The sequence below is a fragment of the Bacillus sp. ATD genome (assembly GCF_050585765.1).
In the GTDB taxonomy this organism is placed as follows: Bacteria; Bacillota; Bacilli; order Bacillales; family Bacillaceae; genus Bacillus; species Bacillus stercoris.
The window spans coordinates 215,513-242,171 of sequence record NZ_JBOBQH010000006.1 but is presented as its reverse complement, the minus strand read 5'-3'; the positions used below and the strand labels follow the sequence as shown (position 1 = coordinate 242,171).

Annotated in this window: 26 protein-coding genes; 17 read left to right on the top strand and 9 right to left on the bottom strand. The window is 42.5% G+C overall.

Annotated features, from left to right (window positions below; translation table 11 throughout):
* Positions 1-198: 198 nt before the first annotated feature.
* The 7 genes from gyrA to dnaA form a co-directional block, all read right to left on the bottom strand.
* Positions 199-2,664: a DNA topoisomerase (ATP-hydrolyzing) subunit A gene (gene gyrA, locus ACQXR1_RS15580; protein WP_014662458.1), complete on the bottom strand. Its 2,466-nt coding sequence runs from the start codon at positions 2,662-2,664 to the stop codon at positions 199-201.
* A 210-nt stretch (positions 2,665-2,874) separates the two neighbouring features.
* Complete coding sequence (gyrB, locus tag ACQXR1_RS15575; RefSeq protein ID WP_014662457.1) at positions 2,875-4,791, bottom strand: DNA topoisomerase (ATP-hydrolyzing) subunit B; 1,917 nt, start codon at positions 4,789-4,791, stop codon at positions 2,875-2,877.
* A 53-nt stretch (positions 4,792-4,844) separates the two neighbouring features.
* Complete coding sequence (gene remB, locus ACQXR1_RS15570; protein WP_003219266.1) at positions 4,845-5,090, bottom strand: extracellular matrix regulator RemB; 246 nt, start codon at positions 5,088-5,090, stop codon at positions 4,845-4,847.
* A 17-nt stretch (positions 5,091-5,107) separates the two neighbouring features.
* Positions 5,108-6,220, bottom strand: a complete 1,113-nt coding sequence (recF, locus tag ACQXR1_RS15565; RefSeq protein ID WP_040081112.1) for a DNA replication/repair protein RecF — start codon at positions 6,218-6,220, stop codon at positions 5,108-5,110.
* A gap of 15 nt (positions 6,221-6,235) precedes the next feature.
* Positions 6,236-6,451: a ribosome maturation protein RlbA gene (gene rlbA / locus ACQXR1_RS15560; protein WP_003219264.1), complete on the bottom strand. Its 216-nt coding sequence runs from the start codon at positions 6,449-6,451 to the stop codon at positions 6,236-6,238.
* Positions 6,452-6,581: 130 nt separating this feature from the next.
* A complete protein-coding gene (dnaN, locus tag ACQXR1_RS15555) occupies positions 6,582-7,718 on the bottom strand; it encodes a DNA polymerase III subunit beta (RefSeq protein WP_014662455.1) in 1,137 nt (378 codons plus the stop codon).
* 182 nt (positions 7,719-7,900) lie between these two features.
* Positions 7,901-9,241: a chromosomal replication initiator protein DnaA gene (gene dnaA / locus ACQXR1_RS15550; protein WP_003242674.1), complete on the bottom strand. Its 1,341-nt coding sequence runs from the start codon at positions 9,239-9,241 to the stop codon at positions 7,901-7,903.
* 626 nt (positions 9,242-9,867) lie between these two features.
* On the opposite strand from dnaA, the gene rpmH reads away from it, so the two are divergent.
* The 8 genes from rpmH (at position 9,868) to noc (ending at position 17,360) form a co-directional block, all read left to right on the top strand.
* Positions 9,868-10,002 carry a 50S ribosomal protein L34 gene (gene rpmH, locus ACQXR1_RS15545; RefSeq protein WP_003178075.1) on the top strand — a complete coding sequence of 45 codons (135 nt, stop codon included), beginning with the start codon at positions 9,868-9,870 and terminating at the stop codon, positions 10,000-10,002.
* A gap of 151 nt (positions 10,003-10,153) precedes the next feature.
* Positions 10,154-10,504, top strand: coding sequence for a ribonuclease P protein component (rnpA, locus tag ACQXR1_RS15540; RefSeq protein WP_003242628.1), 351 nt, complete (start codon positions 10,154-10,156; stop codon positions 10,502-10,504).
* Positions 10,505-10,648: 144 nt separating this feature from the next.
* Positions 10,649-11,434, top strand: coding sequence for a YidC family membrane integrase SpoIIIJ (gene spoIIIJ / locus ACQXR1_RS15535; RefSeq protein WP_050982297.1), 786 nt, complete (start codon positions 10,649-10,651; stop codon positions 11,432-11,434).
* On the top strand, positions 11,431-12,057 hold the full coding sequence (gene jag / locus ACQXR1_RS15530; RefSeq protein WP_040081117.1) for an RNA-binding cell elongation regulator Jag/EloR: 627 nt from the start codon (positions 11,431-11,433) through the stop codon (positions 12,055-12,057). The genes spoIIIJ and jag overlap by 4 nt, the downstream gene beginning before the upstream one ends.
* A gap of 310 nt (positions 12,058-12,367) precedes the next feature.
* Positions 12,368-13,747, top strand: a complete 1,380-nt coding sequence (gene mnmE, locus ACQXR1_RS15525; RefSeq protein WP_069838278.1) for a tRNA uridine-5-carboxymethylaminomethyl(34) synthesis GTPase MnmE — start codon at positions 12,368-12,370, stop codon at positions 13,745-13,747.
* A gap of 20 nt (positions 13,748-13,767) precedes the next feature.
* Positions 13,768-15,654 carry a tRNA uridine-5-carboxymethylaminomethyl(34) synthesis enzyme MnmG gene (mnmG, locus tag ACQXR1_RS15520; protein WP_040081120.1) on the top strand — a complete coding sequence of 629 codons (1,887 nt, stop codon included), beginning with the start codon at positions 13,768-13,770 and terminating at the stop codon, positions 15,652-15,654.
* Positions 15,655-15,667: 13 nt separating this feature from the next.
* Positions 15,668-16,387: a 16S rRNA (guanine(527)-N(7))-methyltransferase RsmG gene (gene rsmG / locus ACQXR1_RS15515; RefSeq protein ID WP_014666148.1), complete on the top strand. Its 720-nt coding sequence runs from the start codon at positions 15,668-15,670 to the stop codon at positions 16,385-16,387.
* A 121-nt stretch (positions 16,388-16,508) separates the two neighbouring features.
* A complete protein-coding gene (gene noc, locus ACQXR1_RS15510; RefSeq protein WP_014666147.1) occupies positions 16,509-17,360 on the top strand; it encodes a nucleoid occlusion protein in 852 nt (283 codons plus the stop codon).
* A 49-nt stretch (positions 17,361-17,409) separates the two neighbouring features.
* Here noc and ACQXR1_RS15505 read toward each other — a convergent pair whose 3' ends face one another.
* Entirely contained in the window at positions 17,410-17,850 is a 441-nt protein-coding gene (locus tag ACQXR1_RS15505) for a PH domain-containing protein (protein WP_430772443.1), read from the bottom strand.
* 248 nt (positions 17,851-18,098) lie between these two features.
* Here ACQXR1_RS15505 and soj point away from each other — a divergent pair, with 248 nt between their 5' ends.
* The gene (soj, locus tag ACQXR1_RS15500; RefSeq protein WP_003219244.1) at positions 18,099-18,860 is read left to right on the top strand and encodes a sporulation initiation inhibitor protein Soj; all 762 of its coding nucleotides are present in this window, start codon (positions 18,099-18,101) and stop codon (positions 18,858-18,860) included.
* The gene (gene spo0J / locus ACQXR1_RS15495) at positions 18,853-19,701 is read left to right on the top strand and encodes a stage 0 sporulation protein Spo0J (RefSeq protein ID WP_014666145.1); all 849 of its coding nucleotides are present in this window, start codon (positions 18,853-18,855) and stop codon (positions 19,699-19,701) included. The genes soj and spo0J overlap by 8 nt, the downstream gene beginning before the upstream one ends.
* A 38-nt stretch (positions 19,702-19,739) precedes the next feature.
* Here spo0J and yyaC read toward each other — a convergent pair whose 3' ends face one another.
* Positions 19,740-20,357 (bottom strand): spore protease YyaC, encoded by a 618-nt coding sequence (gene yyaC / locus ACQXR1_RS15490; protein WP_069838281.1) that lies wholly within the window; start codon positions 20,355-20,357, stop codon positions 19,740-19,742.
* Between the two features lie 442 nt (positions 20,358-20,799).
* On the opposite strand from yyaC, the gene ACQXR1_RS15485 reads away from it, so the two are divergent.
* The 7 genes from ACQXR1_RS15485 to rpsR all read left to right on the top strand — a co-directional run bounded on the left by ACQXR1_RS15485 (position 20,800) and on the right by rpsR (position 26,637).
* Positions 20,800-21,816: a YkvI family membrane protein gene (locus tag ACQXR1_RS15485; RefSeq protein ID WP_430772442.1), complete on the top strand. Its 1,017-nt coding sequence runs from the start codon at positions 20,800-20,802 to the stop codon at positions 21,814-21,816.
* 93 nt (positions 21,817-21,909) lie between these two features.
* Positions 21,910-22,116, top strand: coding sequence for a DUF951 domain-containing protein (locus tag ACQXR1_RS15480; protein ID WP_003226838.1), 207 nt, complete (start codon positions 21,910-21,912; stop codon positions 22,114-22,116).
* Between the two features lie 50 nt (positions 22,117-22,166).
* The gene (locus ACQXR1_RS15475) at positions 22,167-24,170 is read left to right on the top strand and encodes a molybdopterin-dependent oxidoreductase (protein ID WP_069838282.1); all 2,004 of its coding nucleotides are present in this window, start codon (positions 22,167-22,169) and stop codon (positions 24,168-24,170) included.
* A 126-nt stretch (positions 24,171-24,296) separates the two neighbouring features.
* Positions 24,297-25,397 carry a redox-regulated ATPase YchF gene (gene ychF, locus ACQXR1_RS15470; protein ID WP_243571775.1) on the top strand — a complete coding sequence of 367 codons (1,101 nt, stop codon included), beginning with the start codon at positions 24,297-24,299 and terminating at the stop codon, positions 25,395-25,397.
* Between the two features lie 110 nt (positions 25,398-25,507).
* A complete protein-coding gene (gene rpsF, locus ACQXR1_RS15465) occupies positions 25,508-25,795 on the top strand; it encodes a 30S ribosomal protein S6 (protein WP_014115888.1) in 288 nt (95 codons plus the stop codon).
* A gap of 40 nt (positions 25,796-25,835) precedes the next feature.
* Positions 25,836-26,354 (top strand): single-stranded DNA-binding protein SsbA, encoded by a 519-nt coding sequence (ssbA, locus tag ACQXR1_RS15460; RefSeq protein WP_003219228.1) that lies wholly within the window; start codon positions 25,836-25,838, stop codon positions 26,352-26,354.
* A gap of 43 nt (positions 26,355-26,397) precedes the next feature.
* Entirely contained in the window at positions 26,398-26,637 is a 240-nt protein-coding gene (gene rpsR, locus ACQXR1_RS15455; protein WP_003219224.1) for a 30S ribosomal protein S18, read from the top strand.
* Positions 26,638-26,659 lie beyond the last annotated feature (22 nt).

Below are 26,659 nucleotides of genomic sequence, written 5' to 3'. Positions count from 1 at the left end.
GTGTGCTTCTCTCGAAGCGACTACTTAATAGTAACATTTTTAGTTAACTAGGTCAACACTTTTTTGAAAAAGTTTTTAGTAGTCATGATTGTTACGTTTGCGTCTTTTAAAAGACAACAAAAATGATTATACCATAATTTTTAAGACTGTAAAGAGGAATAAAACAAAAAAGCGCAGCTATTTTAGCTGCGCTTTTTCTCACACTTCTTCTTGTTCTTCTTCATTCTCATCTTCTTCGTTTTTCTCTACTAAAGCCACTGTAGCAACATGTTCTTCTTCTGCCATTCTGATGAGACGCACACCTTGAGTGACACGTCCGGTGATTGAGATATCACTGATGTCCATTCTAATGAGTACGCCGCTGGCTGTAATAATCATTAGATCCTCTTCACCTTTAGTAGCTTTCACTGCTACTAGTTGACCGTTATTCTCGGTGATTTTTGCTGTTTTGAGTCCTTTTCCGCCCCGGCTTTGGGTTCTGTACTCTTCAGCCGGAGTCCGTTTTCCGTATCCTTTTTCAGTTACGATAAGGACGTGTGACTCTTCCTCTAATATCTCCATGCCGACAACAACGTCGTCATCTGTCAGGGTGATGCCTTTTACGCCTGCCGCAGTTCTTCCCATCTCCCGGACATCTGTTTCAGGGAAACGGATCAGTAAACCGTTTTTCGTTCCGATGATGATTTGTTTTGTACCATCAGTCAGACGTACACCCATCAGTTCATCATCCTCACGAAGACTCAAAGCGATTAGGCCATTGTTGCGGATATTAGCGAATTGAGACAGCGAAGTTCGTTTTGAAACCCCGTGCTTTGTTGTGAAGAAAAGGTAAAGCTCCGCATTGAATTCCGTGACAGGAATAATCGCGTTGATCCATTCACCCTTTTCTACTTCCAGCAGGTTAATAATCGGGATTCCTTTTGCTGTTCTGCCGTATTCAGGGATTTCATACCCTTTTGCACGATACACTTTTCCCTTGTTTGAGAAGAAGAGAATCGTGTCATGAGTTGACGTAGAGATCAAATGCTCAACGAAATCATCTTCGTTTGTTCCCATTCCTTGTACACCTTTACCGCCTCGTTTTTGACTGCGATAAGTTGATGCAGGAAGACGTTTGATGTACCCGTTGTGTGTCAGAGTGACGACGATATTTTCTCTCTCAATGAGATCTTCATCTTCAATTGTCTCTAGTCCAGAAGTGACGATCTCAGTACGTCTTTCATCGTTAAAACGCTCTTTGATTTCCGTGAGTTCTTCACGAATAATCTCAAGCACTTTATATTCATTTGCCAAGATGTCTTTTAGCTCTGCAATTAATTTAACAAGAGATTGGTATTCTTCTTCGATCTTTTCACGTTCCAGTCCTGTTAAACGCTGGAGCCTCATATCAAGGATCGCTTGTGCTTGCTTCTCTGTCAGTGAGAATTGTTCAATTAAACCTGTTCTCGCAATTTCAGCCGTTTGAGAATTACGGATAAGGGAAATAACTGCATCGAGATGATCCAGAGCAACTCTCAAGCCTTCAAGGATGTGAGCTCTCGCTTCCGCTTTACGCAATTCATAGGCAGTACGGCGTCTAATTACGACTTTTTGGTGGTCAAGGTAATGCTCCAGGCATTGCTTAAGAGTTAAAACTTTCGGCTGACCATCAACAAGTGCAAGCAAGTTGATACCAAAAGATGTCTGTAGAGCAGTTTGTTTGTACAGATTGTTTAGAATGACATTTGCATTAGCATCACGTCTAATTTCAATGACAATTCTCATACCTGTACGATCTGACTCATCACGCAGATCTGTAATGCCCTCTATCTTTTTATCCCTAACGAGATCAGCAATTTTCTCGATTAGTTTCGCCTTATTTACTTGGTAAGGCAACTCTGTAACAATAATTCTTTCTTTACCTGAAGATGTTTGTTCGATCTCAGCTTTTGCCCGAATTGTAATAGAGCCTCGGCCAGATTCGTATGCTTTCCGTATACCGCTTCGGCCCAAGATTTGACCCGCAGTCGGGAAATCAGGACCTGGAATGACTTCCATAAGCTCTGGAATTGTAATGTCCGGATTCTCACTGACAGCAAGTACACCGTCAATGATTTCTCCCAGCTGGTGCGGAGGAATGTTTGTTGCCATACCTACCGCAATGCCGGCAGCACCGTTCACGAGCAGATTTGGGAACCTCGAAGGCATAACGACAGGTTCTCTTTCTGAACCGTCATAGTTATCCTGATAATCGATTGTGTCTTTTGTGATGTCTCGAAGAATTTCCATCGAGATTTTAGACATTCTTGCTTCTGTATAACGCATGGCAGCCGCTGAGTCTCCGTCAACAGAACCGAAGTTTCCGTGACCGTCAACGAGCATATAACGGTAGTTGAAATCCTGAGCCATTCTGACCATGGATTCATATACCGCTGAATCACCGTGCGGGTGGTATTTCCCGATAACTTCTCCAACGATACGCGCGGATTTTTTATAAGGCTTGTCACTTGTCATGCCCAAATCATTCATTGCATATAAAATCCGTCTATGAACCGGCTTTAAACCGTCACGAACATCCGGAAGAGCACGGGATACGATAACGCTCATTGCATAATCCAAGAAGGACGTACGCATTTCCTGACTGATATTTATTTCACGAACTTGTGGTGTGTTTTGTTCACTCATTAAAAAACCTCCCTGAAGTATCACATGAAATATGTGGGAGTAGATTGTCCATTATGACCTTCAATACGATTTCACTATTCTCCATTATATCAATAAACTTATGATTATACACATTAAATTGCTAGAATATATAGGTATTGCAAGCATTGCTGCATCTGATCTTGTTTAGAAAAAAGCCTTATTTCTTATTGGAAATAAGGCTTTTTATGATTAGATGTCAAGATTTTTAACGTATCTCGCATTTGCTTCTATGAAGTTTCGGCGCGGTTCTACTTTGTCGCCCATAAGCATTTCAAAAGTCTCATCCGCATCCATTGCATCTTCAAGAGTTACCTGTAGCAGCGTTCTAGAGCTAGGATCCATGGTTGTCTCCCATAGCTGGGTGGCATTCATTTCACCAAGACCTTTGTAACGCTGCAATCCAGGCTTAGGTGTTTGAGGAAGCGTTTTTAACAAGTCTTCAAGCTCCTTGTCATTGTACGCATATTCAACACGTTTCCCCTGTTGAACCTTGTAGAGCGGCGGCTGTGCAATGTACACATAGCCATTTTCGATAATTTGGCGCATATATCTGTAAAAGAACGTTAACAGCAGGGTTCTGATGTGCGCACCGTCAACATCGGCATCTGTCATAATGACAACTTTATGGTATCGGGCTTTCTCCAGGTTGAAATCTTCCCCAATACCTGTGCCAAGTGCTGTAATCATAGAGCGAACTTCGTTGTTAGAAAGGATCTTGTCCAGTCTTGCTTTTTCAACGTTCAAGATCTTACCTCTAAGCGGCAAAATAGCTTGGAAATGTCTGTCCCGTCCTTGTTTAGCAGATCCACCGGCAGAGTCACCCTCTACGATATATAACTCGGAAATGCTCGGATCTTTTGAAGAGCAGTCCGCTAGCTTACCGGGAAGGTTTGAAATTTCCAAAGCGCTCTTGCGGCGTGTAAGTTCACGCGCTTTTTTCGCAGCCATTCTAGCTCTTGCCGCCATTAAACCTTTATCGACAATTTTTTTGGCCGCATCTGGATTTTCCAGCATAAATGTTTCCATTGCCGCAGAAAATAACGTATCAGTGATGGTCCGAGCTTCTGAGTTGCCTAGCTTTGTTTTCGTTTGGCCCTCAAACTGCGGATCAGGGTGTTTGATTGAAATAATCGCGGTCAGCCCTTCTCTTACATCATCTCCGCTTAGGTTGGGGTCATTTTCTTTAATAAGACCTTTTTTTCTGGCATAGTCGTTGATAACACGAGTCAGGCCCGTTTTGAAGCCAGCTTCATGGGTACCGCCTTCGTACGTGTTAATGTTGTTTGTAAACGAGTAAATGTTGCTTGTGTAGCTGTCATTGTATTGTAAAGCCACTTCAACCGTAATGCCGTCCTTTTCGCCTTCAATGTAAATCGGCTCTTCATGGACAACTTCTTTAGAACGGTTTAAATATTCTACATAACTTTTAATTCCGCCTTCGTAATGGTACTCGTTTTTACGCTCTTGCCCTTCACGTTTATCTTCGATCGTGATGTTTACGCCCTTTGTCAAAAAGGCTAATTCACGCACGCGGTTGGCAAGCAGATCATAATCATACTCAGTTGTTTCTGTGAAAATTTCAGGATCCGGGACAAAATGTGTCGTCGTTCCTGTATGATCCGTTTCGCCAATGATTTCAAGGTCTGAAACCGGAACTCCGCGTTTATAGGTTTGGCGATGAATTTTACCGTCACGGTGAACCGTCACATCAAGCTCTGTTGATAGTGCGTTCACGACCGACGCACCTACACCGTGTAATCCACCGGATACTTTATAGCCGCTTCCGTCAAATTTTCCTCCGGCATGAAGCACCGTCATAATGACTTCTACCGCAGGACGGCCCATTTTTTCATGAATACCGACTGGAATACCGCGGCCATTATCTACAACCGTGATACTGTTGTCTTTTTCGATTTGAATATTGATATCTTTACAATAACCGGCGAGGGCTTCGTCAATACTATTGTCGACAATTTCCCATACCAGGTGGTGAAGGCCTTTGCTGTTTGTCGAGCCGATATACATCCCCGGTCTTTTACGAACAGCTTCCAATCCTTCTAGTACCTGTATCTGATTTTCATCATAACTGTTTTGCTGCTGTTCCATAGCCACGTCATTCACCTACACTTTTCTAAACGATATATTCGTGATAAAAATTTCTAAGAATCTATTTCAAACATAAATTGCGCACGTTTTTTTAATGTGCTGGAAGATAAGGGAGAGTAATATATATTCTGAACCGTGACTACGATAGATTTGGGCGTGCCGTTTACGGAAGGCACCACCTTGTGTTTCTGTTTTTTCAGAAATTCTTCAACAATAGGCGACATGTTGGCTTTAAAGTCAAAAATGCCGACAATATCTCGTGTTGAAACCACAAAGTCATCACCTAAATGAATATACAATTGCTCACCTCATTTCTTCACTTCACTAACGCACCATTTTGCACACGGAACATTCCTGCTTGACGTAAGGTTTCGTGATCAATGCCATCAACGCTTGTCGTTGTGACAAACGTTTGTACACGGCCTTGGATCGTATGAAGCAAGTGTGACTGGCGATAATCATCCAGTTCACTCAGTACATCATCCAATAGTAAAATGGGATATTCTCCGATTTCTTCATGGATCAGGTCAATCTCCGCCAGCTTAAGGGACAACGCCGTCGTTCGCTGCTGTCCTTGAGAACCATACGTCTGCACATCGCGTCCGTTCACATAGAAAAGGACATCGTCACGATGAGGCCCTGACAAAGTAACACCGCGCTCGATTTCTTTTTCTCTTAATTTAGAAAACGCTTCTTGATAGCTATCTCCTATTTTCGACAAGTCTACGGGATCTGATACATCAAGAGCTGTATGGTACTTCAAGGTCAGTTCTTCAAGCCCTCTTGAGATGCCTGCATGGACGGGCTGCGCCCATTTTTCGAGCTGTGCTGTAAACTGCAGGCGTTTTACGACGACTTTTGCTGCAACTTCCACAAGCTGATCGGTCAAAACATCGAGCATCGTCCGGTCTGTTTGTTTTCTTGTTTGCAGCTGTTTTAAAAAATGATTCCGCTGGGAAAGGATTTTCTGGTAAAGAGAAAGGTCATGAAGGTAGACGGGAGAAACCTGTCCGATTTCCATGTCAAGAAACCGCCTTCTCACTTGAGGGCTTCCCTTTACAAGATTTAAATCTTCCGGCGCAAACATAATGGTGTTGAGGGCCCCGACATACTGGCTGAGCTTTTGCTGTTCAATATGATTGACCTTGCCCTTTTTACCTTTTTTGGAGATGACGAGCTGCATCGGGATCGCCCCGTTTTGCTTCATCACTCTTCCCTCTATTTTAGCATAGTCTTTGTCCCACCGTATAAGTTCTTTGTCATTTGATGTCCTGTGCGATTTCGCCATAGACAAGACATAGATCGCCTCCATGAGGTTTGTCTTCCCCTGGGCGTTTTCACCGATGATCACATTTACTTTATTTTCAAATTGAAGTTCAGCATGGTCGTAGTTGCGGTAAGATGTCAGTTCTAAGTTCTGGATATACAATCAGTGTCACCCGCTTTAATTGACGACTTGAAATGAACCAAATCCTTCAATCTCTACCACATCTCCAACATACAGCTTTCTGCCTCGGCGGTTGTCCGGCTCGTTGTTCACAAGCACTTCATGCTCGCTTAAAAACCACTTCGCCATACCGCCAGACTGAATCACATCGGCTAATTTCAAGAATTGTCCGAGTGTAATCATCTCTGTATCAATTGAAATCGGATTTGCCATTATATCGACCTCTTTCAAATATCACTAATATCTAATTGTACTAAAAAAAAACGAATTAGGGAAAGGGAAAACTTGTCGGAGCAGTTGCCGAATAGAAAAGCTGCCGACGGGTCGGCAGCAGTGTATCGGATTAATAGGTTCTGACAGGAAGGATAAGCTGTACAATCGTTTCATCATTCGGCGTGCGAATTAAGAAAGGTCTCATTGCACCTGTAAAGCTTACGCGTATTTCTGCTCCTTCAAGCACCTTTAGTGCATCCATCATATATTTTGGACTAAAAGAGATATTTAATTCCTCACCCTCAATTTGATCCGCAACAATTGCTTCCACAACTTTACCGATTTCAGGGGAGTTAGAAGAAATTTCAATGGATTCAGCTGGTTTTGCGGACAGCTTCACCACGTTGTTGCGTCCCTCTCTGGCTAAAAGAGATGCACGATCAATGGCCTGAAGGAATTCTTTTGTGTTCACAATGATTTCTGTTTTGCTGTCTTGCGGAATCAGACTGGTTGTGTCTGGATAATTTCCGTCCAGAAGCCGTGAGAAAAATAAAACGTTTTTCGCTTTAAACAGAACTTGAGTTTCTGTGATCACGATATCTACGAGTTCCTGATTGTCATCCAAAATCTTGCTGAGTTCAGTTAAACTTTTTCCTGGAATCACGACGTTATAAGATCTGTCTTCTGGAATATCAAGTTTCGCCTTTCTTAAAGCAAGACGGTGACTATCCGTTGCAGTGCATAATAATTCACTTTGTTCCACTTTCCAGTTTACACCTGTCAAGATAGGACGTGTTTCTGAGGTGGACACTGCGAATACTGTTTGTCTGATTAAATTTTTTAATAAATCAGTTGGAATCTGAATCGCATGATGTTCTTCAATCTGCGGCAAGTGAGGATACTCATCAGCATCCAGTCCGTTTAGATTAAATTCGGCTTTACCAGAACGAATAATCGTTAAATACTGATTTTGCACTTCGATTTCTACAGTTGCCATCGGCAGTTTTTTTACAATTTCGCTAAAGAAGCGAGCTTGCAAAACGATGCTTCCGGGCTGTTCGATAGTGACGATTTCTTTATCTCCTTCTTCTTTTGGAATGAAGGATTCAATAGATATATCTGAATCACTTCCTGTAAAGGATACACCATCATCTGATGCAACAATTTTAATACCAGTCAGAATGGGAATCGTAGTTCTGGATGAAACTGCTTTTAATACATCTTGGACACTTTCAACAAGACGATCTTTTTGAATCGTGAATTTCATTTTTATCCTCCTAACGGATAATGTATATATATTTTTAAAAAATAGTAGAAGTAATAGTAGGGCCTGTGGATTTGTGGATAAGTTGTGAAAAAGACAGGAAACACAGCCTATCCACATGTGGACAGACTGTGTATGACTTCCGAAAAGTTATTCACACTTTCCCCGATTAATCCCCGGTCCTGCTATTTAAGCTGTTCTTTAATTTCTTTTACATGCTGCTGAAGCTGTTCGTCATCTGCCAGCAGTTTTGAAATTTTTTCATGCGCATGAATAACGGTTGTATGATCCCGTCCTCCAAACTCTTCGCCGATTTTAGGAAGAGAGGAATCAGTCATTTCCCTTGATAAGTACATGGCGATTTGACGCGGAAAAGCTACTGACTTTGTCCGTTTTTTTGCTTTGAAATCCTCAAGTTTAATATTAAATTGCTGGCCTACTACCCTCTGAATTTCTTTTATCGTAATGACTTTCGGTTTTGATGAAGGAATAATATCTTTCAGCGCCTCAGCGGCCAGATCAGCATTAATATCTTTATTAATTAAAGATGAGTAAGCAACAACTCTGATTAATGCGCCTTCCAGCTCCCGAATATTGCTGTCGATTTGATTCGCGATGTAAAGCATAACCTCGTTTGGAATATCGAGGCCCTCTGCTTTGGCTTTTTTTCTTAAAATCGCAATTCTCGTTTCCAGATCAGGCGGCGTGATATCTGTAATCAGACCCCATTCAAAACGTGAGCGCAATCTGTCCTCAAGTGTCGGAATTTCCTTTGGCGGCCGGTCACTTGAAATGACGATTTGTTTGCTTTCTTCGTGCAATGTGTTAAATGTATGGAAAAATTCTTCCTGGGTTTGTTCTTTCCCCGCTAAAAATTGAATATCATCTATCAAAAGCACATCAACATTTCGATAGCGATTGCGGAAGTCGACGGCTTTATTATCTCGGATAGAGTTGATGAATTCGTTTGTAAATTTCTCAGAAGACAGATAAACCACTTTGGCAGAAGGATTATGATCTATTACATAATGGCCGATCGCATGCATTAAGTGTGTTTTCCCTAAGCCGACGCCCCCATAGATAAATAAAGGGTTGTAAGCTTTCGCGGGTGCTTCCGCTACTGCAAGGGAAGCTGCGTGTGCAAATCGGTTTCCAGATCCGATGACAAAAGTATCAAAAGTATATTTTGGATTGAGCATATTTTGAGGAAAATCAGATGTATCTTCTTTGACCGCCTTTTTGACTTGCGGTTTCGGCATAAAGTCCTCAACATCTTGATTCTGAGGAATGACAAACTTAATGCTCAATTCTTCCCCGGTTAATTCATATATAGTATCTGCAATCAGATGCAAGTATCTGGACTCCAGCCAGTCTCTGGCAAATTCATTGGGAGCCGTGATCGTTAAGGTATCTCCTTGCAGTGAGTGGGCTTTGGTTGACTTCATCCAAGTCTCAAAACTCGGTTTGCTCAACTTTTTTTCGATTTGAGCAAGGGCTTGGTTCCACAGGTCTAATATATTTTCCATCTTCCGGCACGTCCCTCCTTTTCATAGAAAATGGCGTCTTTCTCTGTTATAGAACACAAAAAAAGAGCAAATGGCGCTTACCATTCGTACACATTAAATGTTGAAAACATATAATATAGTAGATAAATAGCTTTTCGACAAATTTCACAACTTGTGGACAACCTTCTACACAAGCTGTGTGAAATCAATCCACAACTTATCCACACTGTGTGGATAAAGAGGAAAGGTAAGATTAGTAATCAAGAGTTAAAACACAAATATAATACCAAAATAAACGAGAGCTTGCAATGGTTGTCACAATCTTATCCACAAAGCGGACAACCTGTTGAAAAATTATTGTCCACAGGGGTTGGTAATGTGAAAATGTTGTCGATAACCTTTGTGGATATTAAAAAAAGTCGAAAAAGATATCCACACGCGTGTTTTTAGGGGCAAATTGTTTGGATCTGTCTTTTTTTCGTTAAATTAAGGAATCTAAAAAATAAGGTTTCGAAAGTTGAAAAGGTATGGTATCCTATTATGGTTGCAAGAAATAAAAGCACTAGTAAAGTTGACAATGAATAGGTAACGCAAATATAATAAGTAAGACTGTCTTTAACAGCTATTCCTCGAGGGAGGTGTCATAAATGAAAAGAACATTCCAACCGAATAACCGTAAACGCAGCAAAGTTCATGGCTTCAGAAGCCGTATGAGTTCAAAAAACGGTCGTCTAGTTTTAGCACGCCGTCGCCGCAAAGGCAGAAAAGTATTATCAGCTTAGGCCACTGAATAATGTCAGTGGTCTTTTTTCACGTTATGGGAAAAGATAGATGTGATGCGTAATGAACCGGGGCATGCTCCCTGGTTCAAATGCATCTCATTTTCATAATAAAATTTAAAAGTTTCTGCCAGCCAGTATCGGAGTGAGTCATTTGAAGAAGCGAAATCGTTTAAAGAAAAATGAAGATTTTCAAAAAGTGTTTAAACATGGGACATCAGTTGCAAACCGCCAGTTTGTCTTATATACGCTTGATCAGCCTGAAAATGATGAGCTGCGTGTCGGGCTTTCCGTCAGCAAAAAAATTGGCAATGCTGTGATGCGAAATCGGATCAAACGATTGATTCGGCAGGCCTTTCTTGAAGAGAAAGAGAGACTGAAGGAAAAGGACTATATCATTATTGCCAGAAAACCGGCGAGCCAGCTGACATATGAGGAAACGAAAAAAAGTCTGCAGCATCTATTCAGAAAGTCTTCATTATATAAGAAATCTTCGTCAAAGTAGGCATCACCACTGCTTTCTTACAACTTTTAAAAGCGCTTCCTTTCCGGTTGATCAGAAAAAGACACCATTTAAAACTGAAAGATGCTAAAATACATACAAGTATGCTTTGCAATAAAAGAGTGTAAAGATTAATTATAGGAGGAAATGTTGTTGAAAAGGAGAATAGGGTTGCTATTAAGTATGGTTGGCGTATTCATGCTTTTGGCTGGATGCTCGAGTGTGAAAGAGCCGATCACTGCAGATAGTCCGCATTTCTGGGACAAGTACGTAGTATATCCATTGTCTGAGCTCATTACGTATGTAGCGAAATTGACGGGAGATAACTACGGACTTTCAATTATTCTTGTTACCATTTTAATTCGTTTATTAATTTTACCGCTGATGATTAAGCAGCTGAGAAGTTCGAAAGCGATGCAGGCTTTACAGCCGGAAATGCAAAAGCTGAAAGAAAAATACAGCTCAAAGGATCAAAAAACACAGCAAAAGCTTCAGCAGGAAACAATGGCTTTATTCCAAAAGCATGGTGTTAATCCATTGGCGGGATGTTTCCCGATTTTGATCCAGATGCCGATTTTAATTGGATTCTATCATGCGATCATGAGAACACAGGCGATTTCAGAGCATAGCTTCTTATGGTTTGACTTAGGAGAAAAGGATCCTTTCTATATTCTTCCTATCGTTGCCGGTGTCGCCACATTTGTTCAGCAAAAACTGATGATGGCGGGCAATGCGCAGCAAAATCCGCAAATGGCGATGATGCTTTGGATTATGCCAATTATGATTATCGTATTTGCGATCAACTTCCCGGCGGCTCTTTCTCTTTATTGGGTAGTCGGTAACTTGTTTATGATTGCGCAAACTTTCCTCATTAAAGGGCCTGATATTAAAAAAAATCCTGAGCCGCAAAAAGCCGGAGGAAAGAAAAAGTGAGGAATGTGACTGCTGCAGGGCGAAATGTCGATGAAGCAGTACAGTCCGGATTGCAAGAGCTGGGATTAACGAGGAATAAAGTAGAAATTACTGTTATTGAAGAGGGACACAAAGGGTTTCTCGGTATTTTCGGTAAAAAGCCGGCGATCGTCAAGCTAGTTGAAAAGATTGATCCGATTCAGCAAGCGAAGTCTTATCTTCAAACGATCGCCGAAGCCATTGCCGGAAAGTCTGATGTGACTGTTCAAGAAAGCAAAAAGACAGTGAGATTCCATATAACAGGTGAAAAAACGGCATTGTTGATTGGGAAAAGAGGACAAACCTTAAATGCTCTTGAAACATTGACACAGCTAGTTCTTAACCGTTATCCAGGCCAATATAAAAATGTGACGGTGGATGCAGAAAACTATCGTTTGAAAAGAAAAGAAACACTGAGCCAGCTGGCCATCAGGCTTGCTGACCAGGTCTTGAAAACGAAAAAAGCAATCCAGCTTGAGCCTATGCCATCCAGTGAAAGAAAAGTTATTCACGATACTCTTTCTGGATATGCAAACCACCAGATCAAAACATATTCAATGGGTGAAGGCGAAAATCGCCATCTCGTTATTTCCCATAAAAAATAGCATAAAACCGAAGTCCGGTAAAAATCGGATTTCGGTTTTTTTGTATGCGAAAAATCTACTTTTCCTAGTAATATCAAGGTTTTGCCGTTTAAGTTTTTTCTTTTTAGGTGTATCCTGTTGATAAAAAGGAAGTTCAGGAAATAAAATTAATTGTTATTCACATGTGGATAAGTTAAAGTAATAAGGGATGAATTTCTATTTCTGTGGATAACACATCTTCCACTTCGAACCAAACTATGTTATCTTTTAGTTTTGGCATAATAAAAATTTTTTTATATAGATGAAACATAAGTAAAGAGAGGTGAACAGCATGGATACAATTGCGGCAATTTCCACACCGATGGGAGAAGGCGCGATTGCGATTGTACGGTTGAGCGGACCAGAAGCCATTCAAATCGCAGATAAAATTTATAAAGGACCGAAGGGGAAAACACTCGGCTCGGTTGAATCACATACGATTCATTATGGTCATATCGTAGACAGACCTTCAGATCGTGTCGTTGAGGAAGTAATGGTATCAGTGTTAAAAGCGCCGAGAACTTTTACACGAGAAGATGTTATCGAGATTAACTGTCACGGGGGAATTGTGACTGTGAACCAAGTGCTTCAGCTTGCATTGAGAGAGGGAGCGAGACTGGCAGAGCCTGGCGAATTTACGAAACGTGCGTTTTTAAACGGGCGTATCGATCTTTCACAGGCGGAAGCGGTTATGGACTTAATCAGAGCGAAAACGGACCGGGCAATGAACGTTGCTATGAATCAAATGGAAGGGCGTCTTTCTGCTTTGGTGCGCCGTTTGCGCAGTGAGATTTTAGAAACCCTGGCTCATGTTGAGGTGAATATCGATTATCCGGAGTATGATGATGTAGAGGAAATGACGCATCAGATTTTAGTTGAAAAGGCAACCGCCGTGAAAAAGGAAATTGAGGCGCTGTTGAGGACTTCTGAGCAAGGAAAAATCTTGCGTGAAGGTCTTTCTACCGTCATTATCGGCCGGCCGAACGTAGGAAAATCATCTCTTCTGAACAGTCTCGTTCATGAGGCAAAAGCCATTGTAACCGATATTCCCGGAACGACACGGGATGTAATTGAGGAATACGTGAATGTAAGAGGCGTCCCGCTTCGTCTGGTTGATACAGCAGGTATTCGCGAAACAGAAGACATTGTTGAGCGAATCGGTGTTGAACGTTCTCGCCAGGTTCTGAAGGAAGCGGACCTGATTTTACTTGTTCTTAATAATAGTGAAGAGCTTTCTGAAGAAGATGTAAAGCTTTTTGAAGCCGTTGAGGGCATGGACGTTATCGTGATTTTGAATAAGACTGACCTTGAGGCGAAGATTGACACTGAGCGTGTCCGTGAACTTGCCAATGGACGTCCAGTTGTTACGACATCCCTTTTAAAAGAGGAAGGCATCAATGATCTGGAAGAAGCGATTCAATCGCTGTTCTACACGGGTGCCATTGAAAGCGGGGATCTGACTTATGTCAGCAACACACGTCACATCTCTATTTTACAGCAAGCAAAACGGGCCATTGAAGATGCGCTTAGCGGCATCGAACAGGATGTCCCGATCGACATGGTGCAAATCGACCTTACAAGATGCTGGGAGCTTTTGGGCGAAATCATCGGAGATTCTGTCCACGAAAGCTTAATTGATCAGCTCTTTTCACAATTCTGTTTAGGAAAATAATAAAAGGAGGAACTAGAATCATGGGGTATGAAGCAGGCCAATACGATGTGATTGTGATTGGCGCCGGGCATGCCGGTGTTGAGGCTGCCCTCGCATCTGCACGCCAAGGCGCCAAAACGCTTGTCTTGACCATCAACCTAGATATGGTTGCATTTATGCCATGTAATCCGTCTGTCGGCGGCCCCGCAAAAGGGATTGTCGTTCGTGAGATTGACGCGCTTGGCGGAGAAATGGGAAGAAACATCGATAAAACGCATATTCAAATGAGAATGCTGAATACAGGAAAAGGTCCTGCGGTTCGTGCATTGCGTGCACAAGCAGACAAATTCCAATATCAGCACGAAATGAAAAATACACTTGAAAAAGAACCAAACTTAACATTGCTGCAAGGAATTGTGGAGCGGCTGATCGTTGAAGACGGCGAATGCCGAGGTGTGGTTACACAAACCGGCGCACATTATCGTGCGAAAGCAGTTGTCATGACGACAGGGACCTATCTAAGAGGACGAATCATTCTTGGCGATCTGTCTTACTCAAGCGGCCCGAACAACCAGCAGCCTTCTATTAAGCTTTCTGAGCATTTGGAGGAACTGGGTTTTGACCTTGTTCGTTTTAAAACAGGTACGCCGCCTCGCGTTAAAAGCGACACAATTGATTACAGCAAAACGGAAATTCAGCCTGGTGACGAAGTGCCTCGCGCTTTTTCATATGAAACAGTGGAATATATCACAGATCAGCTCCCTTGCTGGCTGACATATACAAGCCCTGAGACACATGAGATTATTGACAGCAACCTGCACCGTTCACCGATGTATTCCGGTATGATCAAAGGTACTGGCCCAAGATATTGCCCGTCCATTGAAGATAAAGTTGTACGATTTAATGATAAACCGCGTCACCAGATCTTCCTTGAGCCGGAAGGCAGAAATACACAGGAAGTCTATGTCCAAGGTTTATCTACAAGTCTTCCAGAAGACGTACAGCAAAGAATGCTTGCAACGATTCCTGGACTTGAAAACGTGCAAATGATGAGAGCCGGCTATGCGATCGAGTATGATGCGATCGTACCGACACAGCTCTGGCCGACACTTGAAACGAAAAAAATCACCAACCTTTACACTGCAGGCCAAATTAACGGAACATCCGGTTATGAAGAAGCCGCGGGACAAGGAATTATGGCGGGAATCAATGCAGGACGAAAAGCGCTTGGAAAAGAAGAAGTGATTCTAAGCCGTTCTGACGCCTACATTGGTGTTCTGATTGATGACCTTGTAACAAAAGGGACTAATGAGCCTTATCGTCTTTTGACCTCACGTGCTGAATACAGATTGCTTCTTCGCCATGATAATGCTGATTTGCGCCTGACAGAAATCGGGCACCGCATTGGATTGATTTCTGATGAGCGGTATGCAGCTTTTGAGAAGAAAAAAGCGGCGATCGAAGCGGAGAAAAAACGTCTGTATTCTGTAATTATCAAGCCGTCTCCAGAAAACCAAGAATATATCCGTTCTCTTGGCGGAAGCGAATTGAAAGATGGAGTTCGCGGCACAGACTTGATGAAACGTCCTGAAATGAACTATGAAACAGTCACAAAACTGGCACCGCCAGAAGTGCCGGTTCCTCAAGACGTGGCAGAACAAGTGGAAATCCAAGTGAAATATGAAGGATATATTGAAAAATCTCTTCAGCAAGTGGAAAAACTGAAGAAGATGGAAAATAAAAAAATTCCGGATCGAATTGATTATGATGCAATCAAAGGGATCGCGACTGAGGCGCGTCAAAAGCTGAAAAATGTGCGCCCTCTGTCTGTTGCCCAAGCTTCCCGCATTTCCGGTGTAAACCCGGCGGACATTTCAATTCTATTGGTGTATTTAGAGCAGGGACGCATTGCGAAGATAGCCGAGTAGAAAGGATGACGGCATGAATATTGAAGAATTCACTTCCGGTTTGGCGGAAAAAGGGATCTCCCTTTCTCCCCGTCAGCTGGAGCAATTTGAGCTGTATTACGACATGCTGGTTGAATGGAACGAAAAAATCAATCTGACTTCAATTACAGAGAAAAAAGAAGTGTATCTGAAGCATTTTTATGACTCCATTACAGCTGCTTTCTATGTCGACTTCAATCAAGTGAACACGATTTGTGATGTCGGAGCGGGAGCGGGTTTTCCAAGTCTGCCGATAAAAATATGTTTTCCGCACCTCAATGTCACAATCGTGGATTCATTGAACAAACGGATTACGTTTTTAGAAAAGTTATCTGAAGCTTTGCAATTGGAGAATACAACATTCTGCCATGACAGAGCTGAAACGTTCGGACAACGGAAAGACGTGCGGGAAAGCTATGATATTGTGACGGCGCGAGCAGTTGCAAGATTATCTGTTTTGAGTGAGCTTTGCTTGCCTCTGGTGAAGAAAAACGGTTTATTTGTTGCTTTAAAAGCGGCATCAGCTGAGGAAGAACTGAATGCAGGCAAAAAAGCAATCACGACGCTTGGAGGAGAACTTGAGAATGTCCATTCCTTTAAGCTGCCTATTGAAGAAAGCGATCGTAATATTATGGTGATACGCAAGATAAAAAATACACCTAAGAAGTATCCAAGAAAACCGGGAACTCCTAATAAATCGCCAATTGAAGGGTAATTTAGACAGCCTGATATGACAATACCATCATATTTTCATCAAAATTGATGGATGTATAGCAGGAAAAACCATGAGAAAATAGAATTATAAAAATGGCAGTTTTTAAAGGTGGTGTAGGTACATGAAGCATTCATTCTCTCGTTTCTTCGGGCTTGGTGAGAAGGAACAGGAGCCGGAGATTGCTGAACATGATACAAACAAAGAAGAGATTCTGGAAATACCGGTAAATGCTATCGTTCCCAACCGTTTTCAGCCACGCACCATTTTCTCAGATGAAAAAATCAAAGAGTTAGCAATGACCATTCATACACACGGCATTATTCAGCCGATTGTTGTTAGGCATACAGAAGAAGAAGGCCAATACGAACTCATTGCAGGTGAAAGACGCTGGAGAGCGGTGCAATCGCTTGAGTGGGAAAAGATTCCGGCGATTATTAAGGATTTTTCCGACACGGAAACCGCTTCTGTGGCGTTAATTGAAAACTTGCAGCGGGAAGAATTGTCTTCTATTGAGGAAGCCCATGCTTATGCTAGGCTGCTTGAGCTGCATGATTTAACACAGGAGGCACTCGCACAGCGTTTAGGAAAAGGACAGTCTACAATTGCAAATAAGCTCCGGTTATTAAAGCTGCCTCAGCCAGTCCAAGACGCGATTATGGAGAAGAAAATCACCGAGCGTCATGCCAGAGCGCTGATTCCGCTGAAACAGCCTGAGCTCCAAGTCACACTGCTCACAGAGATTATTGAGAAAAGTTTAAATGTAAAGCAGACGGAAGACCGCGTGGTGAAAATGCTGGAGCAAGGCCAGAGAAAGCCAAAGCCGAGACGCAAAGCGTTCAGCAGAGATACAAGAATTGCGATGAACACGATTCGCCAGTCACTATCAATGGTGGAGGACAGTGGTGTAAAATTGAATACGGAAGAAGAAGAATTTGAAGAATATATTCAATTAACGATTCGCATACCAAAATAAAAGCTCTCCTGAAAAGCAGGAGAGCTTTTTACACTTGTCGAAAAGGCAATTAATTACTTTTAGTGAAAATCATTATATTAGAATTCTTTTCTTTGAGCTTGTGGATAAATTCTTCAGTATTTTGCGGTGAAATCACCGCATGTCCCCATCCTCCCTGATAGTAGACCGTGATGGCATGACGAGAGCCGATTAAACGGAAACCTGACCACAGATTCTTTTTTTGGATCACTTTATCGATTGTTTCGTAAGGAATTTGATGTTTGATCAGTCCGGCTTTAATGATCAGATGGTGCTCCTTCAATACATATTTCAGATCAATAAAGCTCCATATGATGAGTCCATTTAAAAGGGTCAGCAGAATAAAAATGACCCAGCCCGAAACTCTCATATTTCCCAGCACAAAAGGAACAATGGCATCTGCTTGTATCAGTAATATGAGAAACACAATCATCAGCGTAACGGGTACATCTCTCTTTGTTTGATAAACCATTCTCTCACCGTCCTGTTTCCGCGTTCTGTTACTGTGACTTCTTCTTTTTTTCTTTAAGAAATTCCTTTTTTAAGTCAAAAAAACATAGAAATTGTAGAATTTATAAGAGAAAGCATAAAGCGTGCTTGAATTTTCAATTATTTCCCTTCTGATTCGGAACAAAATAATGAAAAAAATGAAACGCTTTAATCTTTTTTTGATAGAATAGAAGCAAGATAGTACATGTTCATGTGAAAGTAGGTGACATCGTGGGAAAAATCATAGCAATTACGAACCAAAAAGGCGGGGTCGGCAAAACAACGACGTCTGTCAACCTTGGGGCATGTTTGGCTTACATAGGGAAAAGGGTTCTGCTGGTAGATATTGATCCGCAGGGAAATGCGACAAGCGGATTAGGGATTGAAAAAGCCGATGTAGAGCAGTGTGTGTACGATATTTTAGTAGATGATGCAGATGTTATAGATATTATTAAAGCAACGACAGTCGAGAACTTGGACGTGATCCCTGCGACGATTCAGCTTGCCGGGGCTGAGATCGAGCTGGTTCCTACAATTTCAAGAGAAGTGAGATTGAAGAGAGCACTTGAAGCAGTAAAGCAAAATTATGATTACATTATCATTGATTGTCCGCCGTCACTAGGGCTGCTGACGATTAATGCCCTTACTGCCTCGGATTCCGTTGTGATTCCTGTACAGTGCGAATATTATGCCTTGGAGGGGCTCAGCCAGTTATTAAATACAGTACGTCTTGTGCAAAAGCATTTGAATACGGATTTAATGATTGAAGGTGTATTGCTGACAATGCTTGATGCTCGGACAAACCTCGGCATTCAAGTGATTGAAGAGGTTAAAAAGTATTTTAGAGATAAAGTATATAAGACAGTTATTCCGCGTAATGTCCGTCTGAGTGAGGCACCGAGTCACGGAAAACCCATCATTTTATACGATCCGCGGTCAAGAGGTGCGGAAGTATATTTAGATTTAGCAAAGGAAGTGGCTGCGAATGGCTAAAGGCCTTGGAAAAGGGATTAATGCGTTATTTAATCAGGTCGATTTGTCTGAAGAGACAGTTGAAGAAATTAAAATTGCCGATTTACGCCCTAATCCTTATCAGCCAAGAAAACACTTTGATGACGAGGCATTAGCTGAACTTAAAGAATCAGTGCTGCAGCATGGCATTCTTCAGCCGCTTATCGTCAGAAAATCTTTAAAAGGCTATGATATTGTTGCGGGGGAACGGCGTTTTCGGGCAGCGAAGCTGGCGGGGTTAGAGACAGTTCCCGCGATTGTCCGTGAATTATCAGAGGCGTTAATGAGGGAAATTGCTTTATTAGAAAACCTTCAGCGCGAAGATTTATCTCCGCTTGAAGAGGCACAGGCATATGACTCTTTGCTGAAACACTTAGATCTCACGCAAGAACAGCTTGCCAAACGTCTTGGAAAAAGCAGACCGCATATTGCGAATCATTTAAGACTGCTGACACTGCCAGAAAATATTCAGCAGCTTATTGCTGAAGGTACGCTTTCTATGGGACATGGACGCACGCTTCTTGGCTTGAAAAACAAAAATAAGCTTGAACCGCTTGTTCAAAAAGTGATTGCGGAGCAGCTTAATGTCCGCCAGCTTGAGCAGCTGATTCAGCAGTTAAATCAGAATGTTCCACGTGAAACAAAGAAAAAAGAACCTGTGAAAGACGCGGTTCTAAAAGAACGGGAATCCTATCTCCAAAATTATTTTGGAACAACAGTTCATATTAAAAGACAGAAGAAAAAAGGCAAAATCGAAATTGAATTTTTCTCTAATGAAGACCTTGACCGGATTTTAGAGCTTTTATCTGAACGAGAATCATAAATGAAAAAACCATCTTTCAAACGAAGATGGTTTTTGTTTTATATGCGCCCAGTGAGCCTTTGCAGCGGGTTCAGGCGTTCTTGCCTCCACTCTGTCCGATCTGTTAAACTCAATCCTTCCGCGAGAACATTGGCCATATTCATGACCAGGTTGAGTCTTGTGTTTTGCAATACAAAATACTCCATGAAACCGCTCACATTCACGATTCCGTTAATATGAAGATCTCCCACTTCAGGAAGGTCTTTTTGCACACCGGCTCCAGGCTTTAATGGCCCGTCTCCGATTTGAAATGAACCCACACTCTTAACGCGGCCTAAGCATGCATCGACCGCTATAATAAATGGGTTTTTATGTAATTTATGAATGTCACTGATTTTGTCCTTCATGTTCACAGCATGGACGGGGTCAGATAAGGTTCCGTAGACATGGAATCTAGTGAGCTGCATCTGTTTGAGTTTCATTCCTACGAGCGGGCCCAACGAATCACCGGTTGAACGGTCTGTTCCGATACAAACCACGACAATTGGTTTGCCGGCAGCTTTACGTAAGGATGAAGAAAGAATGGTTTGGATTTGCTTTGCTGCAGCTGCATCTGTATGTGAAACGTATTGTTTTACTCGTTCCTGAGAGGAAAAAAGCCCGCCTTTTCGATTCATAGGTTTCACTTCCTTGTTATAGTAGGTAACAGAATTGCTATGGTGTGTGTTTCGTAATGTAAGGTTGTTTACAGTATATCCAGCAGTACGGTTTTTTATGCTTTGTGTATGACACCGGAGATTTTTAAAAAGTAGAGGTTATGATATGAATGGTTAGTGGTGAATTACAAGTATTGTCCCCCATTGCCTCGATCATGTTCAAGCTATGGTCTGCTTACAAAACACTTTATAGATAGGCATGGTTAATGAGGTTCATTCCTACATTCCGCGGACAAATTGATATTTTTTTAGACTGCCTGCATCAGCAGTCTTTTATTATGAGTATTTCGGATGGTAATTTCAGCTTGTGTTCAAATGTCTATGAAAATATGGCATTTTTACCTTCTTTTATTTATATAGTAACAATAACGGAAACAAGCTGATCTTTGTCTATGAGGTGATGATGTTGTGGAGAGCCGGAATGAAGTGGATGCTGCTCATATTAGGGAGCCTGATCGGGGCCGGATATGCGAGCGGTCAGGAGATTTGGCAGTTTTTTGGGGCGGAAAGCGGACTTGCTATTTTGCTGTTTACAATCATGTTCATTTTCTCGTCTTATATTGTGATGAAAATCAGTTTTAAGGTTCAATCCACTCATTTTCTGCCGGTTCTGGAGCATTTAATGGGGCCGTGGCTGGCGAAAATTTATGATGTTCTCATCATTTTTTATTTATTTTCGACGACTATGGTGATGATTGCCGGAGGCGGTGTGACCCTGCAGATGTACAAGCTTCCTTTCTGGTGGGGAATCGCACTGATTTGCACCGTGACAGTGTGTTTGTTTTTGTGGGATGTGAAAGGAATATTATCTATAAATAGTATTTTGATTCCTGTGTTAGTAGCGGGGCTTTTATATGCGCTGATCTCTTTTCAGAGCACACATCACCATACGTGGACGATTGATTTGTCTCAGCAGTATAACTGGCCTGCGAGCATAACGTTTACTTCTTTAAACATCCTTTCAGTTGTTGCGATTTTATCCTCTGTTGGGAAAGAGATGAAAGGACTCGGAGAAGCGAAAATCGCAAGTGTGGCAAGCGGTCTCATTTTTGGCGTGATCTCATTTGTTTATAATGAAACGTTAGTGGAGCTGGCGGGCTCCCTTTCTCAGTTTGAAATACCGCTGTTTGCCGTTTTGGAGGGTGCGCCTTATGTCCTTTTTTTATGTATGACGGGGGTGCTGTGTCTGGCCATTTACACGACGACGGTAGCGGGATTGCTGGGGCTGTCCAGCCGGCTGATGGGGTTTGTTCATATGCCGAGATGGTTGATTGTGTTGATTTTGTTAGTGTTAATGGTACCTTTTACTTCTTTCGGATTTTCTGATTTGATCGCGTTTTTGTATCCGATATACGGGATGTTAAATTTGTATTTGTTAGTTTGTCTTCTCTTATATCCTATTTTAAGTAAATGGAAATAAGAGGAAGTATTTCTTTTCAAGTATCTTGATTGCTCTTATGATCAGTTTTTTTGTACAATAGATACAGCAGTTTATGAAAAGAGGTGAAGGGTCTTGGCGGATAAAGACTTTGGCCTGAATGATATCGTAGAAATGAAAAAACCGCATCCATGCGGAGCGAACAGCTGGAAAATTATACGCATGGGAATGGATATTCGAATTAAGTGTGAGGGATGCTCTCACAGTGTTATGATTCCGAGAAGAGAATTTGAAAGAAAACTAAAAAAAGTACTAGTCAAGCATGAGGAGCCTACTTCATAAATAGGCCGACACTCATGCTTTTTCATATAGAAGGTAAGGAGAAGACGGCGATGAGCAAAGTGCATCAGTCGGCATGTCCGCTGAATTGTTGGGACAGCTGCGGCTTTTTGGTGACTGTTGATGATGGAAAGGTAACAAAAGTGGACGGAGATCCAAACCATCCGATTACGGAAGGTAAAATCTGCGGCCGCGGCAGAATGCTTGAGACAAAAACAAATTCTCCTGATCGGCTTCGCTATCCAATGAAAAAACAAAATGGCGAGTTTGTGCGGATTTCTTGGGAGCAGGCACTTGATGAAATTGCCGATAAACTTCGGGAAATCAAGGAAACGTCGGAGACGACTGCTGTTTTGCACAGCCATGATTATGCGAATAACGGTCTGTTAAAAGCGCTTGATCAGCGTTTTTTTAATGGATATGGAGGCGTGACTGAAATCGTCGGAAGCATATGCTGGGGCTCCGGCATCGAGGCGCAAAGCTGGGATTTTGGCCGTTCGTACGGTCACGGCCCGCTTGATATTTACAACAGCAAGCATGTTGTTGTGTGGGGAAGAAATGTATCCAGAACAAATATGCACTTATACCATCACTTGCAGCAGGTGAAAAAGAAGGGCGCCACGATTACGGTGATTGATCCGATCTTCAATCCGACTGCTAAGCTTGCCGACCGCTATATCTCTGTTAAGCCGGGAATGGATGGCTGGCTTGCGGCAGCCGTTTTGAAGGTTCTGATTGAGACGGGGAGAATGGATGAAACGTTTATTTCTGAGCACTCTGTCGGTTTTGATGATGTGAAAGAGCTATTGAAAACTGTTTCTCTGGAAGAGTTTATTGTGAAAACAGAAACTTCTATGGAGGAGCTGGAGTATTTGGCCGGTTTGTATGCAGATGGTCCGGTGTCTACTTTTATGGGGCTAGGCATGCAGCGATATAAAAACGGCGGCGGAACGATTCGCTGGATTGATGCACTTGTTGCGGCAAGCGGAAATGTCGGAATTAAGGGCGGCGGCGCGAATTTCGGAAATGTCCAGATTGGCGAGAGCTTTGCTAAAACAAAGCTGACGCTGCCGGAATTAAAAACAGCATCACGTTCATTCTCAATGATGACGCAGGCTGAAGAAGTGTTGACCGCTGCTGATCCTGCGATTGAGATGATGATTGTGACGTGCGGAAATCCGCTGACTCAGGTGCCGAATACAAACAAAGTCAGACAAGCTTTTGAAAAGGTTCCGATGACAGTCGCGATTGATTCCATTATGACGGATACCGCAAAGCTGTGTGATTATGTTTTGCCGACTGCCACTGTTTTTGAAGAAGAGGATATCTACTATTCCAGTATGTATCACCACTATGTTCAGTACGGAAAAAAACTTGTGGAGCCCCAGGGTGAAGCGAAGTCGGACAGCTGGATCTGGTCAGAGCTTGCAAAACGCCTTGGGTTTGGCGAGCTTTTTGAGCACAGTACTGAAGAATTTCTAGAGATGGGGCTTTCTTCATTGGAAGCAGAAGGTGTGACACTCGAGCGTTTAAAAGAAAAAGGCCACCTCCCTCTTCCGGTCAAGCAGGTTCCGTGGGATGACTATGAGTTTTTGACGCCGAGCGGAAAATTTGAATTTACTTCGTCGTTAGCTGAAGAAAAAGGATTTAGCGGCTTGCTTCAATTAAACGTGCCCGAAGAGTCTGTTTTCCATAATGAGGCGTTAGCTGGGAAGTATCCTTATACGCTGTTGTCCATTCATCCGCAGCGTTCCAACCATTCACAGCATGTGCCGTTTATTGAAAAGCTTCAGCACGTTCAGGTCGATATTTCTCCAGATATAGCGGCTGAGCAGGATCTTCAGGATGGAGACGAGGTTGTCATCTTTAATGACCGCGGACGCTTGAAGGGAACGGTGAAAGTGATGAAGCAGGCTCATGCGAAGACGATTAATATAGATGAAGGCATGTGGGCGGCTTTTGGAGGTTCAGTCAATGCACTGACAAATGATACAAATTCTGATAATGGAATGGGAAGTACGCTTTTTGACTGTTTAGTAGGCTTGAAAAAAGCATAATCAAAGGGATTGGCAGGCTGAAAATGCTTTTTTGTCAGCTTGTCTTTTCCAGTGAACCTCCTTATAATTGCTCTAGGTTCAAAATACGTTCATACAATGACGGTTTTATATAGAGGAGATGAAAGAATGGCTTTAACAGCTGGAATTGTTGGTTTGCCGAACGTCGGGAAATCAACACTATTTAACGCAATTACACAGGCCGGTGCCGAATCAGCGAACTACCCGTTCTGTACGATTGATCCGAACGTGGGGATTGTAGAAGTACCTGATGATCGTCTGCAAAAGCTGACTGAGCTGGTCAACCCGAAGAAGACTGTGCCGACTGCATTTGAATTTACTGATATTGCAGGGATTGTAAAAGGCGCATCTAAAGGAGAAGGACTCGGTAACAAATTCCTATCCCATATTCGCCAAGTTGACGCGATTTGCCACGTTGTCCGTGCTTTTTCCGATGACAACATTACACACGTTTCCGGAAAAGTTGATCCGATTGATGACATTGAAACGATCAACCTTGAGCTGATCCTCGCCGATATGGAAACGGTTGAAAAGCGGATTACACGCGTCAGCAAACTTGCGAAACAAAAAGATAAAGACGCTGTATATGAGTTTGAGATTTTATCTAAACTGAAAGAAGCGTTTGAGAGTGAAAAGCCTGCTCGCTCTGTAGAATTCACTGAAGAGCAGCAAAAGCTTGTGAAGCAGCTCCATTTACTGACTTCGAAGCCTATTTTGTATGTGGCCAATGTAAGTGAAGATGAAGTGGCTGATCCATCTGGCAATGAAAATGTAGTGAAGATTCGCGAGTACGCTGCCGGCGAAAACGCAGAAGTAATCGTTGTGTGTGCGAAAATCGAATCCGAGATTGCTGAGCTTGAAGGCGAAGAAAAGCAAATGTTCTTGGAAGAGCTGGGCATTCAAGAATCAGGTCTTGATCAGCTGATCAAAGCGTCTTACTCTCTTCTTGGCCTTGCAACATACTTCACGGCGGGAGAACAGGAAGTCAGAGCTTGGACATTCAAAAAAGGCATGAAAGCCCCTGAGTGTGCAGGAATTATTCATAGTGACTTTGAGCGAGGCTTCATTCGTGCTGAGACAGTAGCCTATGAGGATCTTCTTGCGGGCGGCGGTATGGCAGGAGCCAAAGAAGCAGGAAAAGTCCGTCTCGAAGGGAAAGAATATGTTGTCCAAGACGGAGATGTTATTCATTTCCGATTTAATGTTTAGGATGCAGTTGTAAAGGGACAAGAGCTTTGGTATAATATAAAATTGTGAGTAATAGAATTATTGCTCCTTGCCCATTATGGGCCGCTTAGTCCAAAAGGAGGTGCAAACAGATGAGAAAGTACGAAGTTATGTACATTATCCGCCCAAACATTGACGATGAGTCTAAAAAAGCAGTTATCGAGCGTTTCAACAACGTTCTGACTTCTAACGGTGCGGAGATCACTGGAACAAAGGATTGGGGTAAACGTCGTCTTGCTTACGAAATCAACGATTTCCGCGACGGTTTCTACCAAATCTTAAACGTTCAAGCTGATGCTGCGGCAGTTCAAGAATTTGACCGTCTAGCTAAGATCAGTGACGATATCATTCGCCACATTGTTGTTAAAGAAGAAGAATAAGCAATTTTGAAATATATAATGGTAAAAGGTGGTCTTTCTTATGCTTAACCGAGTTGTATTAGTCGGAAGACTGACAAAAGACCCAGAGCTTCGTTATACGCCAAACGGTGCGGCTGTTGCTACGTTTACTCTTGCTGTGAATCGTACATTTACGAACCAGTCCGGAGAACGTGAGGCCGATTTCATTAATTGTGTCACTTGGAGAAGACAAGCCGAAAACGTTGCAAATTTCTTGAAAAAAGGAAGCCTTGCAGGCGTAGATGGCCGTTTACAAACAAGAAACTATGAAAACCAGCAAGGACAGCGTGTCTTCGTGACAGAGGTCCAAGCTGAAAGTGTTCAATTTCTTGAGCCGAAAAACGGCGGCGGTTCTGGTTCAGGTGGATACAACGAAGGAAACAGCGGCGGAGGCCAGTACTTTGGCGGAGGCCAAAATGATAATCCATTCGGGGGAAATCAAAACAACCAGAGACGCAATCAGGGGAACAGCTTTAATGATGACCCATTTGCCAACGATGGCAAACCGATTGACATCTCGGATGATGATCTTCCATTCTAATGTGATTATCGCCTAAAATGAAAAAGAAAGGAGGGAAATGACAATGGCAGGAGGACGCAGAGGCGGTCGTGCGAAACGCCGTAAAGTGTGTTATTTCACTTCTAACGGCATCACGCACATCGACTACAAAGATGTAGATCTTCTTAAAAAGTTTGTTTCTGAGCGCGGTAAAATTTTACCACGTCGTGTAACTGGAACAAACGCTAAATACCAACGTAAATTGACTGCAGCGATCAAACGCGCACGTCAAATGGCTTTACTTCCATACGTAAGCGGTGAGTAAGCTGATACGTAAAGAGCAAGGA